The organism is Mariniradius saccharolyticus AK6 (assembly GCF_000330725.2).
GTDB lineage: Bacteria > Bacteroidota > Bacteroidia > Cytophagales > Cyclobacteriaceae > Mariniradius > Mariniradius saccharolyticus.
Window position 1 is genome coordinate 178,921 of the sequence record NZ_AMZY02000019.1, and the last position, 15,315, is coordinate 194,235.

The 15,315-nt window shown below is 45.2% G+C and carries 13 protein-coding genes; 7 read left to right on the forward strand and 6 right to left on the reverse strand.

Annotated features, from left to right (window positions below; all coding sequences use genetic code 11):
- The first annotated feature begins 163 nt into the window (after positions 1-163).
- The 3 genes from C943_RS18385 to C943_RS22120 all read left to right on the forward strand — a co-directional run bounded on the left by C943_RS18385 (position 164) and on the right by C943_RS22120 (position 3,555).
- Entirely contained in the window at positions 164-1,285 is a 1,122-nt protein-coding gene (locus tag C943_RS18385; protein WP_008630882.1) for a hypothetical protein, read from the forward strand.
- A gap of 158 nt (positions 1,286-1,443) precedes the next feature.
- Complete coding sequence (locus tag C943_RS18390) at positions 1,444-2,172, forward strand: DUF2092 domain-containing protein (RefSeq protein ID WP_008630883.1); 729 nt, start codon at positions 1,444-1,446, stop codon at positions 2,170-2,172.
- Positions 2,173-2,478: 306 nt separating this feature from the next.
- A complete protein-coding gene (locus C943_RS22120) occupies positions 2,479-3,555 on the forward strand; it encodes a DUF6515 family protein (protein ID WP_169334640.1) in 1,077 nt (358 codons plus the stop codon).
- A 59-nt stretch (positions 3,556-3,614) separates the two neighbouring features.
- Here the strand turns inward: C943_RS22120 and C943_RS18405 are convergent, their stop codons facing one another.
- The 5 genes from C943_RS18405 to C943_RS21585 all read right to left on the reverse strand — a co-directional run bounded on the left by C943_RS18405 (position 3,615) and on the right by C943_RS21585 (position 7,909).
- Positions 3,615-4,817, reverse strand: coding sequence for a BamA/TamA family outer membrane protein (locus tag C943_RS18405; RefSeq protein ID WP_008630887.1), 1,203 nt, complete (start codon positions 4,815-4,817; stop codon positions 3,615-3,617).
- A gap of 182 nt (positions 4,818-4,999) precedes the next feature.
- Positions 5,000-6,055 carry a formylglycine-generating enzyme family protein gene (locus C943_RS18410; protein WP_008630888.1) on the reverse strand — a complete coding sequence of 352 codons (1,056 nt, stop codon included), beginning with the start codon at positions 6,053-6,055 and terminating at the stop codon, positions 5,000-5,002.
- 116 nt (positions 6,056-6,171) lie between these two features.
- Positions 6,172-6,639: a hypothetical protein gene (locus C943_RS18415; protein ID WP_008630889.1), complete on the reverse strand. Its 468-nt coding sequence runs from the start codon at positions 6,637-6,639 to the stop codon at positions 6,172-6,174.
- A gap of 26 nt (positions 6,640-6,665) precedes the next feature.
- The gene (locus C943_RS18420) at positions 6,666-7,265 is read right to left on the reverse strand and encodes a hypothetical protein (RefSeq protein WP_008630891.1); all 600 of its coding nucleotides are present in this window, start codon (positions 7,263-7,265) and stop codon (positions 6,666-6,668) included.
- Positions 7,266-7,270: 5 nt separating this feature from the next.
- Positions 7,271-7,909 carry a DUF4136 domain-containing protein gene (locus tag C943_RS21585; RefSeq protein WP_008630893.1) on the reverse strand — a complete coding sequence of 213 codons (639 nt, stop codon included), beginning with the start codon at positions 7,907-7,909 and terminating at the stop codon, positions 7,271-7,273.
- A gap of 189 nt (positions 7,910-8,098) precedes the next feature.
- Here C943_RS21585 and C943_RS18430 point away from each other — a divergent pair, with 189 nt between their 5' ends.
- The 4 genes from C943_RS18430 (at position 8,099) to C943_RS18445 (ending at position 13,964) form a co-directional block, all read left to right on the forward strand.
- Entirely contained in the window at positions 8,099-9,280 is a 1,182-nt protein-coding gene (locus tag C943_RS18430; protein ID WP_008630894.1) for a helix-turn-helix domain-containing protein, read from the forward strand.
- Between the two features lie 127 nt (positions 9,281-9,407).
- A complete protein-coding gene (locus C943_RS18435) occupies positions 9,408-11,492 on the forward strand; it encodes an alkyl/aryl-sulfatase (RefSeq protein ID WP_008630895.1) in 2,085 nt (694 codons plus the stop codon).
- A gap of 262 nt (positions 11,493-11,754) precedes the next feature.
- A complete protein-coding gene (locus tag C943_RS18440) occupies positions 11,755-13,002 on the forward strand; it encodes a BamA/TamA family outer membrane protein (protein WP_081610507.1) in 1,248 nt (415 codons plus the stop codon).
- 170 nt (positions 13,003-13,172) lie between these two features.
- Positions 13,173-13,964: a DUF2490 domain-containing protein gene (locus tag C943_RS18445; protein WP_008630897.1), complete on the forward strand. Its 792-nt coding sequence runs from the start codon at positions 13,173-13,175 to the stop codon at positions 13,962-13,964.
- 107 nt (positions 13,965-14,071) lie between these two features.
- Here the strand turns inward: C943_RS18445 and C943_RS18450 are convergent, their stop codons facing one another.
- Positions 14,072-14,629 carry a hypothetical protein gene (locus tag C943_RS18450; RefSeq protein ID WP_008630898.1) on the reverse strand — a complete coding sequence of 186 codons (558 nt, stop codon included), beginning with the start codon at positions 14,627-14,629 and terminating at the stop codon, positions 14,072-14,074.
- Between the last annotated feature and the right edge of the window lie 686 nt (positions 14,630-15,315).

The window sequence follows — 15,315 nt, forward strand, 5'->3', positions numbered from 1 at the left end:
GCAAATGGGGTTTTCGTAGCAGTTCCCCTGAAGATAAAATTCATCCGTTCCACTTTTGGATTGCATTCAACCAAAGTTTCAATTTTGCCCATATTCATTTAAACCATGCAGACCAGATTCTCGATGGAATTTTGCCAGGTGCATTTTGATGTAATTTTCGTGCATGAAGCGGTTGTTATTACTAATGCTGGGTTTGGTGCTTGGGACCGGTGCCAGCCTTGGCCAAGTATTTACCAATAGAGGAATAAATCCAACAGATGAAGCCCAACGGGATAGCGTGTCCAGGGAAGATTATCCCTACGTATTACCTCTGTTAGGAAAAAAAGCGGTTGCTGCAGGGTATGATTTGCCATATTCTGCAGGTATCAGTGTGAATTATTTCGCCCAAGCCTCCGATATCATTTTGAAAGACCTCCGTGTCGGCTTCAATGATGGTGAAATGTATGACATTTCGAGTATCGTGAAATTTGATATGGCAAAATCACGGGCATCTGCTTTGACTTTTCGACCGGATGTATGGCTGCTCCCATTTTTGAACGTTTATGGAATACTTGGAAGGGCTCAGTCATCCACTGAAGTAAAGTACACCGTCAATGTTCCCGATCCCATCAATGGTTTTACTCCAATCTTCTCGGGAGGATCCTTGATCGAATTCCAGACAACAACCTTTGGATTTGGCGTGATGCCTACAATTGGAATTGGTGGTAACTTCTTGGCATTGGATATGAACATAGCATGGGTAGATATTCCCCAGCTGAAGCAGCCAATTCGCACTTTTGTATTTGGCCCGAGGTTGGGTAGAAACTTCCAATTGAAAAAGCCAGAGCGTGCGATAGCCGTCTGGATTGGAGGATTCAGGGTTAGCCTCAATGCTGAAACAGATGGTTCACTTCCACTTGATGAAGCAGTCGATTTCGAGGATTTTTCCAATCGGATAGATCAGGGCTTTGATCGAGTCGAAACTGCCCAAATGAGAGTAGACGATTGGTGGGCTAGTCTATCTCCGATAGAGCGGCTAAATCCTACAAATATCGCCAAGCGCACGGCTGCAAACAGGGCTCTCGGCCTTGCTGGGGATGTACTGGTAGCAGCAGAAAATGCACTCAGCAATGCCGAAAACTCGACCGTACAATACACTATGAACCGAAGGGTAGCTGACCCTTGGAACTTCCTGACAGGTGCGCAATTTCAGGTCAATAAAAAATGGATGGTCAGAGTGGAGGCCGGATACCTTTCCTCAAGGACTCAGTTTATGACTGGGCTTCAGTATAGGTTTGGACTGTAAGTTTATTCCTTATCCGCCAATATTCCCTAAAAACATTCAACTCACAAGCAGACTCATGGGTACCCCATTTCTTTTTGGGCGATTTTGGTCGTAAATTTTCAGAATATTTTGCCATTTACATTGTCACGTCCTAACCTTTGAAAAATTAAATCTATTCTATGAAGAAACTGCTCTTTTTCCTTGGAGTAATTGCTGCGACCACACCGGCAATTGCCCAAACCGACTCCGTGGACGTGCAAGCCGTCGTTCTATTGGACCGGATGAGTGATATCATCGGCGAGATGGCTTCGTGTAGCTTCGGGCTCCAGACTTCTGTCGACAAAGTGCATCCAACTTTGGGGCTCGTCAAGGAGTATTCCACCCATCAGGTGCATGCGGTCGGCCCCGATAAGTTGCATGTCCAAACCAAGAGCCCAAGTAACAGCTACGCATATTGGTACAATGGAGACATTCTGATGTACTATTCACTCACTTACAACCACTATGGTTTTATTGAAACACCTGAAAACATCAACGAAACAATAGAATTTGTCAATGATGGATTTGGCCTTGAATTTCCAGCTGCTGATTTCTTTTACCCGACATTTACCGATGATTTGTTGGAACACAGCGACTATGTGAAGTATTTGGGTCTTGTGAATATTGATGGTGTTGAATGTCACCATATTGCCGCCAAAGGTCCGGAGCAATCTGTACAACTTTGGCTTAGCAACGATACGTTTATGCTTCCAGTGAGATATGTGATCATCCACAAATCAGGCGATCATTCCATTCATTTTGAGGGGGTCTTCAATGATTGGAAAGTCAACCCTGATTTGCCCAACGCGATTTTCGATTTTACCGCGCCGCAAAGCGCAAGAAGAATTAGTTTGGTTCCAAAAAAGTAATACATGTTGAATATGAAGACTTTGAAAATATTAGTCAAAAACACGGTCACGGGAATGTTGCTAGCGATGTTGGCTTTGCAACCAGAAATGGCTTTCTCCCAAAGAATGAGTCACGGTGCGAGAGGTGGGGGTGGCGGGGCCGCATCTAGAGGAGGCAGCATGTCCTCACCGTCTAGATCCGGAGGTTCAATGTCCCAGCCTTCAAGATCGGGAAGTTCAATGTCCCAACCGTCCAGATCTGGCGGGTCGATGTCCCAACCGTCAAATAGGGGTGGAGGTATGTCGCAACCTTCAAATCGCGGAGGGATGTCCTCTCCTTCAGGAAGCGGTGGAAACCGTCAGGGAACTGCTGCGCAGCCATCGCAGAGAAATTCGATCAATGGAGGTGCCCAACGAGATGCAAATAGGAGGGTAAACACAGCCCCAGCTACATCCGACCGGTCTACCAGTGCGGCGAGACAAAGTCGGGAAGGTACCCCTTCCGCATCAGATAGAGCGGTAGGAAGTGGGGGCGGACGTAACCAGTCTGGAAACAATGTCTCTGATAGATCCAATTCCAATAGAAGGGGAGACGGCAACACTGGAAGTGCATCCAATGCAAGGCCATCGAACCGACCCTCTGATGGACGAAATCCGGGTGTGGGTGACGGAAATCGCCCAGGTTCTGGCAACAGGCCTGGTTCGGGTAATCGTCCAGGAGGAAACAACATCAACATCGGAAATAATAATAACATCAATATCAATGCAAGTAGAAATACCGTGGTCCGTGTCAACGTGATGTCACCTATGATGATGAGGCCACCGATGATGTTTGGCCCATGGATGATGTGGTCTGCCAACCCATTCTTCTGGTTTGCGTTTCGACCATTCTTCTGGGGTCCATGGTGGCATCCATGGGGTTTTCCGGTAGCGACTTTACCTCCAACTGCACAAGTCGTCAACGTGACCAACGTCACCAATGAAACCAACGTCACCAACATCACCAACGTGACCAATGTGGTCAATGAATTCCACTACGATAACGGGGTATTCTACCAAAAAGACGACGAAGGCTATGTAGTAGTCCCAGGTCCGGTAGGAGTGGAAGTATCATCGATCCCAGACAATGCTGAAAAAGTGAAACTAGACGATGGCACTATGAATTATTTCTGGGGCGGAACTTTCTACGAAAAATCTGCCAAAGGATATACAGTCGTGCCACCGACTGCGGGAGCGCTCGTCGAAAACCTGCCTGACGGCGGAGAAGAAGTCAAGATGGGCGATGTGATCCTTTTGGCCTATGGTGAAACTTACTACATGCCTGTACAGGTCAATGGAAGAAACATGTACGAGGTTGTCTATCTTGAAGAACAGGCAGAAGAGGACGGACCCTCGTCCAATTAATCGGTATCTCAATAACCAGAGAAAAGCGGGCCAAACACCCGCTTTTTTTTATGAGTTTATCAGAAGCTTTCGTTCACATTGAGGTAAAATCCTGAATTCCCTTTTTGACCGATTCCATAGTCGGCGGAAATCGTCGTTCTGTTCCGCTTGTTGATCATCACCCGAAGTCCCACACCATAGCCCGGGTTGATTTGGGTAAACAGTTGCTCGTTTGTGGTTCGGCTGCCGAAACTGGCCGCATTTACGAAAACAGTCCCACCGAAAGTCTCCTTGTTTTGCTGCAAGGGAAATCGATATTCTGCTTCAGTATAGACCATGCTCTCGCCCCTAAATCGACCCTGTGCATAAGCTCTGCCTGTCCTTCCAAACATATCCCAACCCAAAGATGGAAGATTCATGTAGGGGAGATTGCCTGAGACCAGGAAGTTTCCATAACCCCAAAAAGCGATCAGGTGCCTCTTTCGCCGCTCACTGAGATTGATGTAGTGCCTGTAATCAAATAGCAGCGTACTTGAGTTTTGATCCGAACCCAGCCATGTGGGATTTACTTTGTAGGAAAGCAGGGCGAAGTTTCGCTCATAGGGTGATGTAGGATTGTCGCGGTTTTCCATTATTAGGTTCATCGTAAACCCAGAAAGCACATAGCTGTCGGTCGAGAAACCTTTGGCCAGGTTATAGGCATCATGCGAAAATGCAAGGTTTGTTCCTCCGGCCTCGTTGGTGTAGTTGTTGATTTTTGAATGTTTATCGAAATGGTACCCAACTCCCGTATAGAATTTTGAGTCGCCGATTCGTTTCAAAACCGTTTCATAAAAGCGAAAAAGGCTGAAATCCATTTGCTGCTCCCCCCACCAGACTCCCGCCTGATTGGGGTTTTCTGCTGGAATATTCGGCGCTGTACTACCCAACCCAAAAGTCGGCTGGGAGGTGATGAAATATCGCCAATCACCCACGAGAATCCATTTGTTTTGATTGAGGAAAATATTGCTCCTGAAGCTGAAAATCCACTGCTTTTTGGTCGTGTAGAGGAAATTACCAACAAAATTGGAAATTCTGGTGTCTTCGGGATCGCCCATATACCAAGTAGCAGAGGGCGCAAATCCAAACATCCATCCGTTGGCAGGATTGGAAGCCACCGCGGGAAGCGGCACGATCCTGAGGTCCCTGATCCTTTTTTCTTGGGGTGGCAATGTGTCCTGCGAAGCCAATGAAACCGAACAAAAAATCATCGCGGGGAGGAGGAACAACAGTACAGCTTTCATAGTAGACGGGCGCCTTTGGCCTTGGGTTTATTTGATTCCTAGCAATTTGGATCCTTTAATTTAAAGCAATCTTTGGTTCACCAGTCCAAATGGTCAAAATTATTTTGGTGTGAAGGCCAATCGGAAAAGCGACTATCCTTGTTGCCATAGACGGGAGGGTGCCGACTATGGAACACTGATCTCTATTCTGCATCCTTTACGCACCTGAATCCAACATTGGATGTGCCGCTGTCGTAGGCATGTCCCTGTCTGGCTGACGGCCTGTAATTGATACAATAATCATCCGCACAGAGAAATGAGCCTCCCTTGATGACTTTTTCCTGCGCATAGGGATTGGTAGGATTATAGCATTTGTTCATCGCGCTGTCGAGGGGAGGGGCAATGCCAGCAACCCGGCTGAACTGGATCGCATCATACCAATCCGCTGTCAATTCCCATACATTGCCGATCATGTCATAAAGGCCGAAGCCATTTGCCTGAAAGCTTTTGACGGGCGCAGTACCAGCAAAATTGTCCTCGACAAGGTTTTGGTGTGGGAAATCGCCCTGAAAGGTATTGGCCATGAACTGTCCATTGGGTCTGAATTCAGTCCCCCAAGCATAGCGAACCTTTTCCTTTCCCGCTTTGGCGGCATATTCCCACTCGGCTTCGGTGGGAAGTCTTTTGCCAGCCCATTTGGCATAGGCTTCCGCATCTTCGAACGCGATGTGGACTACCGGATGGTTTTCTCTACCCGCGATTGAGCTGTTAGGTCCCTCAGGGTGCTTCCAACTCGCTCCGTTAACCCATTTCCACCACTGGCTGATGTCATTTGATTGGGTTGAAACTGGGTGATTGGGTGGCGAGAAGACCAAGGACCCCGGCTGCAATTGATCGTCTGGAAGCTTGGGTGTGTCTGGAGGCAACTGTTTTTTCAATTCTTCCCAATCGATTTTTCTTTCGGCTACGGTCACATAGCCAGTTTCCTCCACAAACTTCGAGAATTGGGCATTGGTCACCTCCGTCTCATCCATCCAAAATCCCTTCACCTCGCGTTGCACCGCTGGGCGCTCGACAGCATATGCTTCCAGTTCGTCCGTGCCCATCCAAAATGAGCCCCCTTCTATCCAGACCATTCCATCCACTGCTTTGGCGGTTGCGGAAGTTTGTGCTGTATCTGAGGTCTTGTTTGAATCGCAGCCGAATAACCCTACGGAGGCTATGAGAACGGTGGCAAACTTGAATGGATTATTTTTCATCTGGTAAAATTGCGAATGGAATGTATTTCTTGGAATTTCTCCGAATTTAGGCTAAAACCATAAAAAAGCCTGCACATCTAGGGGAAATGCAGGCCGTTTTTAAAGGACTTTCAGCCTTATTTCTCACCCAAAAATGGTAAGCCGTCCAATAGTGCCAGGAAAAGTGTGGTCTGGATATAATCATCCAGCTGTAGAAACTTGGCCGCGATCGTAGTACTGGTTGCCTTTTTGAACTGAGAATAGTATTTGCTGTGTAGTTTAGTCATCGAAGCATCTACTTTGAGGCGTCTTTTGACCATCGCATCCAGTTCAGTTTCACTGATGGATTCGAATTTCTCCAAGTAATCATTGATGAGCTTGAGGCGTTCCCGCGTGATGGCGCGCCTTTCATCCTCGTACTTCTGGAAAACCGGCCAGAAAGCCTGTGCATCGGTGTCCGAAAGCTCCATGTATTGTTCGACAAGAGCTCTTTTTTCCATTCCAAATTCAGACTGGATCAGCGTGATTTCATCGTCGATAGTTTGCGACATTCCTAGAAGGGGAACTAAGATTAATGCCGCAATCAGTGTAAGCTTTGCTTTCATGATAGGTATTGATGTTTGGTTAAAAATCAATTGTTGAAGTTGAGCATAACAAAACCGACATTGAAGCCCAACCATGATTGGCTTGACATGGCCGAATTCTCGAAAGTTTGGTAGTATTTGCCCGAAATCTTGATTCCCACATAATCGCTCAGTTCAACCACAGCGCCCAATTCCGGCCTGAAGGCTATTTGGTTGTTAGCAATTTTTTCCACAAAAATCCCCATATTTCTTGTTCTGCTATTGATCGAAAGGCCCGCAGCTAGAGATGCAAAGGGACGGATGGGGCCTGATTCTGTGAAGAAGAAGATCGCCGAAGCCATCAAAGGAGTCATTTTCATATAACGGAACTGGTTGCCGTGTACGGTTACCGTGCCCGATTCCAATAACTGGTCCGGGACTTCCTCATAGAAATTCACGGTACCTGCCTCGACCCCAAAACCGAATCGATTATTGGACATTTTGAGAAATTCAAAATTGGCTCCTCGTCCGCTAAAATTCCCGGTGAAGTCAGCCGTATTGCCCAAAGGCATGCTGGGTGCGTAGTTGATCTTGATAACCGTTCCCTGTGCAAAGGATCCGACAGAAAACAGATAAAAAGCAATTGCAAATATTATTTTACGGATCATGAAAACTATCTTTTGATGTAGGGAGATTGGATAAATGCCTGGTTGACACCGATGACGGCACGGTCAGTGTTGCTGGAAGACGACCCGGTGATCGCACCGTTTATTACGGAAACCCAGTTGACTTCGACTTGACCGCCGGTACCTGCCGTTTTCATATCTACAAATTGCAGTAAAATCGATCCTGTGCTCACGGATGTCACTACCGCAGGTTGGAATCCCGGATACTGCCAACGAAGGCCAGTCCCTAAATTTGGTATCCACCAATCCCAAAACCACCAGTTGTAACTGAACAAGAGTTCGTTTTGGTCCGTCATGGAAGGAAGTATCACATAATCTGGATTATCGAATTGTGTGACGGGCGTAAAGCCTCTAGCTATCATGTTTGACCTGATGGCATTGATGATCGAACGGCCCGTGGCAAATTCTAAAAAAGGCGGACGCTGGCCTTGGACAGGTGGCACATCAGAGAGAATGACCACATTGTCGGGTAGTGCAAAGGTCCTACCTTGCCCAAAACTGTAATCCGGATTGTAATTGGTATAGACCACGTCAAGCGAGGTGGAATCTTGTGGTAATTCAGGCGCACAGGCGAGCAGCGCCGTCATGCCAATCCCCAAAAAGAACCGCTGTAATTGTAATTTCATGCTGGGAAAACTGATGTTTGATGTTTAAAACACACCAAATGTAGGAATACTTTCCTTGAATTTTCAGTGCGGCATGGTTTCCTTATATTTTTTTGAGAATATTTTAGGAATATTGGCATGGATATCTCAAATATCGAAAAATGGGTACCTTAGCTTCCGAATTCATATTTCGAGCCGCGACGGAATAATATGGAAATATCCTTGGATTGGAAGCATCTTTTTTACTTTTTCCCAATGTTTATAGGCCTATTGGTTGGCTTGGTGCTCATTTTTTATGGAGTTAGAAAAAACAGGCAGAATGTACTTCTGGGGATTGGATTTCTACTTTTGACTTATGTTTCGTTCATTATTTGGCTCGTCGTTTCCGGGAACTTTGTGCACTTTCCGCATTTGTACCGCACGGGGAATTTCATGGGGCTTTTGTTTATTCCGCTGGTATATCTATATATACGCAATACGGTCTCAGGGACAGGGCTGCACAAATGGGACATCCTGCACTTGATTCCAGCATTGGTATTTTTTTTGGATTATTTGCCGATCTATCTGCTCAGCACTGCGGAGAAAGTTGCTTTGATCAAGTCAGAGATCGAGGACCCGTATCTGTTTACCACGTTTACCCAATCCCGCTTCTTCCCAGATAATTTCTATACCCCCATGAGGTCAGTCATTCTCTGCGGCTATTGGCTGGCCTCGGTTTATTTATTGTGGGGCAATTGGAAAAAACAACCTGTGAATGACTTTTCGCGAGAATGGAATATCTGGATCGTGGTTTTTCTGCTTTTGGAATTGATGGTGTTCTTTCCCTTCTTTTTGGTTTTTTGGTTTGTGGATTCCCTTACCGGCTTTTATTTGGTTTTTTTCACCGTTGTCATACTCACCTTCGGGACCGCCATTTCATTGTTATTTTTCCCCAAGATACTCTATGGCTTGGATCTGAACTCCTATTCCATTCAGCAAAAGAAGAATATGGTCCCTTCAAAAGGCGATCATCAGGAGAATCTCTCTTCAGCGAAAATCGATGAGATCAGACTAAAGTTTGAACTTGTCTTGGGCCAAAAAAAGCATTTTTTGAAGCATGGTTATTCAATCCATGACCTTTCCGAGGATACGGGTTTCCCAGTGTATATCCTCACGATCTACATCAACAAAGTCCTTGGGACTACTTTCCCGGACCTTATCAACCAAAAACGTATAGAAGAATGTAGTGAGATCATCAAGTCTGGTAGACATGCACATCTTTCGGTGGAAGGCTTGGCTGAGGTTAGTGGATTCAACAATAGAAACTCGTTTTCCTTGGCATTTAGGAAGCACAAGGGGATGACACCCTCTGAGTATATCAGATCCCAGAAAAATCCACAACAGCGTTTGTAACTCGCGCATATTTATCAAAAATTGTCCAGCCGATAGGCGATGGCACCGACTGGCGGATTTTTAAAGCGTAACTTTGATCAGATGATTTTTAAAACTGCGAACATTTAATTACTAACAAATCCTTTCTATGCGTATTTATTCCAAAATCTCCATTGCAGTCCTTGCACTGACGTTTTTCATGTGTCAAGGAAAAGAAGAAAGTGCTTCCCCAAGTGAAGTTGCTGGACTTGCAAGTGACCACTTTGACCCCAAAGGTAAAGCACCATCAGACCACACGCTCGCGGTTTGGGAAAACTGGAAAAAAACATTGCCTTTCGACGACAAGCGCGACTACGAAGAAGCGCAAAAAGGCTTTATCGCTGCTCCGGATTTCAGGCAGATCAAAAACGCCGAGGGCCGTGTAATTTGGGATATTGGTCGGTATGACTTCCTTTTAAATAATCAGGATTACAAGACGATTCACCCATCGCTCCAGCGGATTGCAACGCTGAATATGGGTTATGGATTGTTCAAAGTTACCGACGGCATCTACCAAGTGCGTGGCTTTGACTTGTCCAATATGACCCTTATCGAAGGAAAAACAGGATGGATTTTGTACGACGTCCTTACTACCAAGGAAACAGCGGCAGCCGCACTGAAATTTGCCAACGAGCAACTTGGAGAAAGGCCCGTGACCGCTGTGATCTATTCGCACTCCCACGCCGATCATTTCGGGGGAGTACGGGGTGTGATCAATGAAGAAGATGTGATAGCGGGAAAGGTAAAGGTAATTGCGCCTGCAGGATTTATGAATTTTGCTGTATCTGAGAACGTGATCGCAGGCAATGCGATGAACAGGAGGCTTTTCTACCAATATGGTGTGCTGCTGCCCGTGAGTCCATATGGACACGTCGATCAAGCGCTTTCAAAGAACGTCTCTTCAGGTGCGCTTGGATTGATTGCACCTACGATTTCGATCAGCAAGCCCATCGAGGAACTTGTCGTGGACGGTGTGAAGATGATCTTCCAAAATACACCCAACACCGAGGCTCCGGTTGAGATGAATACTTACATCCCGGAAAAGAAAGCGCTTTGGATGGCAGAGAACGTCACGGCTACGATACACAACATCTATACGTTGAGAGGTGCATTGGTAAGGGATGCATTGACTTGGTCCAAGAAGATTTCAGAGGCACTCTACATGTTTGGCGAAGAAGCGGAAGTGATGTTTGCCTCACACCATTGGCCGAGATTTGGAAATGAGCGCGTACAGGAAGTCCTTCGTGCCCAGCGTGACACCTACGGCCATATCCACAATACCGTCCTCAACCTTGCCAACCAGGGAGTGACGGTAAATGAAGTACACAACGTGTATGAAGTTCCGAAAAGTCTTCAACAGCAATGGGCGGCAAGGTCTTACCATGGCTCTGTAGAGCACAATAGCCGCGCCATCATCAACAGGTATTTGGGCTATTGGGATGCAAACCCGCTAACTCTTATCCCTATTCCGGAAAGGGAATCAGCACCATTGTTTGTTGAAATGATGGGTGGATCCGCCCCTATCATTAAGAAAGGGAATGCGCTTTACAAAGAAGGAAAATATCTGATGGCGGCCGAGATCCTCAACAAACTCGTTTTTGCAGAGCCTGACAACCAGGAAGCAAAGGATCTTTTGGCAGATTGTTATGAACAAATTGGCTACCAGCAAGAAAGTACGAGCCTCCGAAATACCTTCCTAGCTGGGGCCTATGAGCTTCGCAATGGAATACCAGGTGGTGAAATGCCTAAGTCAGTCACTCCTGACATTATCAGGGCGATGAGTACTGAAACATGGTTGGACTTCCTGGGAGTAAAACTCAACAGCAAAAAAGCTGAAGGAATTTCCTTCAAGATGAACATCATCACGCCGGATAACAACGAAAAATTCATTGTTGAGCTTAGCAATTCTACTCTTTCAAATCTCAAGGGTTTCACATCGAAAAATGCGGATTTGACGCTGACCTTGAATCGGGCAGATTTGAACCTTACCATGATGGGTGTTAAGACTTTTGAGGATTTGCTCAAAGAAGGCAAGGCAAAAGTGGAGGGTAACGTGCAGATTCTTGGACAGTTGGTAGGTCTTTTGGATGAGTTTGATCCAAGGTTCGAAATCCTTCCGGGGACAAAGAGAGATAAGTTTCAAGCAGTAAAAGCCGATGGTGGTTTTGACGAGCCTGCTTTTGTTGAAGATTGATTGAGGATTAAGGCAGCCCAATGGCATTAACAAATTGCCATTGAGCTGTCTTCATTACACCAGATCTGTATTTATCATTTTAGGGCAAAAACACCTGAAAGCGATTAGGGTAATGCATTAGATAGTTGCCTAGCCAACAATTTATACAGGTGGTAGATCGAGTTCCGGATAGCTTTGCATTTATTGACTGAATGTGGGCAAGAATCAAAGCATGGAAACAGTCGATTCAGCTACATTCGCTTAGTTAAATATTACTCGCTATATGAATCAAAAAAGAATACCTCACACTTTCATTTTGGTACTTGCTTCTTTGTTTTTCAGCTCTTTGGTTTCAGTAGCCCAAGAAGAAGTGAAATCCAATGAGCCGTCTGAAAAAAAAGAAAAGAAAGTTGACATCAATATTTTACCGGTAGTCGCTACCAATCCGACCGTCGGGGTGTTGTTTGGGGTTTTGCCCGGTGTCAACTGGAATATGGGGGAGGAAGAAACTACCCGGAATTCCACCGCATTGATCGGGATTTATTACACCACCTTGAATCAACTCTTTACCTCCGTCCGTGCCAACGCCTTTACGAAGGAGGACAAGTTCAACCTGCTGACAGATATCCGCTTCAATCTCAACGCGCAGCCAACTTACGGACTAGGTTCAGTGCTCGACAAGAGTACCTTGGTAGGAGGGGGCGAGGGCCCCTCAGACAATCCCTATCCTCCCTTCCAAGAGCAGGAGATGATGTACTTCAACAATTTCCGGCTTTACCAAACCGTCCAAATGCGTCACAAAAAGACCAACCTGTTTTATGGAGTTGGCTATCATTTGGATGTTTTTTGGAGCATCGATGACAGACAGCTTGACCTCGATGCCGAGCCTCAGCGTATTACCCATCACTATCGCTACCAAAGCATGAAGGGACTTCCTACGGATAAGTATTCTCAATCCGGTCTCTCGGCAAATGCAACTTTTGATAGCCGTGACAATGTCGTAAATCCTTATGAGGGACAGTTGGCGGCGATTTCGTTGCGGGCATTTCCGAAGTTTCTGGGCAGTACTACCAGTGCTTCCCAATTGTGGATGGAGTACCGCACCTATGTGAACCTGGTCAAGTCCCGCCCGCGAAATGTATTGGCCTTCTGGGGCTACGGTTGGTTTGTGACGAGCGGAACATCGCCGTACTTGGCATTGCCTGCGATCGGATGGGACATGTTTGCAAGATCGGGAAGGCCATATACGCAAGGAAGGATAAGAGGGGAGGACTTGGTCTATGCCGAGACAGAATGGCGTTTTCCTTTGCAAAGAGAAAAGAACAAATGGGGTGGGGTGCTGTTCATCAACACTTCCACAGCCAGTAGCAGAACCGAGAACATCAACCTGTTCAGCAACTTCGTATTCGGTTACGGCGGCGGACTCAGGTTTATGATCAACGAAAAGAAAAGGGTGAACCTCGGTCTTGACTATGGCTTTGGCGCCAATGGGGCGCAGGGATTGTTCCTTAACTTGAATGAATATTTCTAGACATCAGATATCATCACGCTGCAGACATATGCAGGGTGAAAATGAGTTTGACGCGTTTTTGTTTTGGGTTAATAAGTGAAAAAGGGATTCTGGCTAAGATTGCTCCAAGATTTGCGGTGCTGTTTTCTGAATAGTTCGCGATAAGGAAAGTTTGCTTTAAATTCAACCTTATGTTTGTAGCGAAATTGTCGAAAGCCAGAATCCTCTTTTTTTTCCTGTTGTTCAGTCTCGTATTTTTTACCCAAGCCTTTTCCCAGTCCAACAAGCCACAGTGGTGGTTTACCTACAACCATACCGGGAGATTTGCCGACAGATGGAGCTATGGCTTTGATCTGAATTACCGGACAAATGGTCTCGTGCCGCTCAATTCGAGCCTTACCGCTGCCCGTATGGGGATCAATTACCACACCAATACGGGGTTTCGGATTACTGCGGGATATGCTTGGTTTGGCACATTTGCATCCCAGCAAGACCGGATTTGGCTACACGAGAACCGACTGTATGAACAGGTTCAATTCAACCACGGATCCGGGAAAGTTAATTTTACCCACCGCATCCGGATCGAACACCGTTGGCGGCAACTGTTTACCGATGCGAGCTTGGGCGAAACCGATGTTTTCTTGACAAATAGATACCGCTACCTGATTCAATTGGATGGGCCTATTCCGCGAAATCCGGAAAGGAAGACTTCGCTGCGTTGGCAGGTTGCCAATGAGTTTTTCATCCACAACCAAGAGGACATTGGCTATATGCTTTTTGACCAGAACCGGACTTTGGCGGGGGTAATGATTTCGCCGACAAAGACCACCAGTTTGGCGGTACTCTACCAGCTTATTCTCCAGCAGCAACCGTACCTGAGGGAAACCCGAGCGATCAATTCCATCAGGATCACACTTTTTCAATCTTTGGATTTCCGGAAAAAGAAAACGATCATCAGAGAGGAAGTTCCTGTGGTGGATTGATGTTCGGTTGCCCAGGTGTCGATCGAGGGTTCGACTTTAGGGTGGTGGGATTTCAAATCCCAAAAGACAAATGGGTGGAATTGCAAATTCCAACCAGCAGGTGATTTTCATTCCATCGCTTTATTTTCCTTACCTCCTTTTGAACTATCAGAAGTGATTTTATTTCTCATTATTGTTTCATTTAAAAGCGAAATCGTAGAATCTCTTTTCTCAATTTCCTTTTCTAAAATCCGTAACTCCTTTGAAAGTGTAATTTTCTCATTATCAAACCTTAAAGATGCATCACGATTTCCCAACCAGTAAAATAGAGGAACAGACGCAACAAGAACGGACCAGAAATAAACGTTTTTGATTAGCTGCATTATTTGATTGTCATCGGCTATTTTCTCAGGACCTGCTATATTTATTTCTGAAATGAAAGCGTCAATATACCCAGCTGCTTCCAGACGACCTTTCCTTATTCCTTGTTCAATTAGAATTTCATTTCTTTCCATCCATGGAATAAATTGAATTTTTTTTAATTGTTCTGATTTTGAGTCAGCAGATTTTGGAAAGATTCTTTTTAATAACTCACAAGTGGTGTTTACCCATATTTTTGGGTCTATTTCCCCAAGGATCTTTTTCTTTTGATCTTCCAAGGAATTTATAGCTTTCACTTTTTTCATTTAAATGAGTATTGATTATCTAAGTATAGAGAAACTCACCCCTCGTCCAGTACCACTATCCTACTCTCCTTTTCCTTCACGCAACATAATTCATCCACCAGGGATTCGAGTTCTTTGTCGATCCGGGTCATTTCGGACTGACAGAATTCAAATTGAATTCAATTTCCTGATTTCCATTTCCAATCTTCGTCTGAATTTCCGAGAGCTTAATTTGAGTATGTACTTTACTACAAATTTGGTGACGGCTGGGCTATTAGGATAAATTTTCATGAATTCATGTATAAATTTTCTCTCGGAAATTATGTTGCTTTTAACTTCGTTTTTTAAGTCTCTTTTCCACTCATCGTATGCTCTTCTAAGTTTTCTTTGTTTTTCCAGCGGTTTACTTGTAAGAATTGAATATGAAGTTTTCAGCTCATTCAGGTAAAGCTTCAACTTAGAGAATTTAACTTTTTGATAATAATTATGGTAGCGGTAGAACTCCCAAAGCCTGTTTTGTTTCAGGTATTCAAACAATAAGGTTTCAAGAATTCTTAGAATTTTTGCTTCAAAATCATGGGTCGTTAGTATATAGTTTGAGTAAGCGATACTCATTTGAATAAAAATCGGTTTTGGCAAATGTGTTAAAACCACGTGTGAATTATCGGACGTTTTGTACGGTCAAGTCCTGAAATAAGTTGACACAA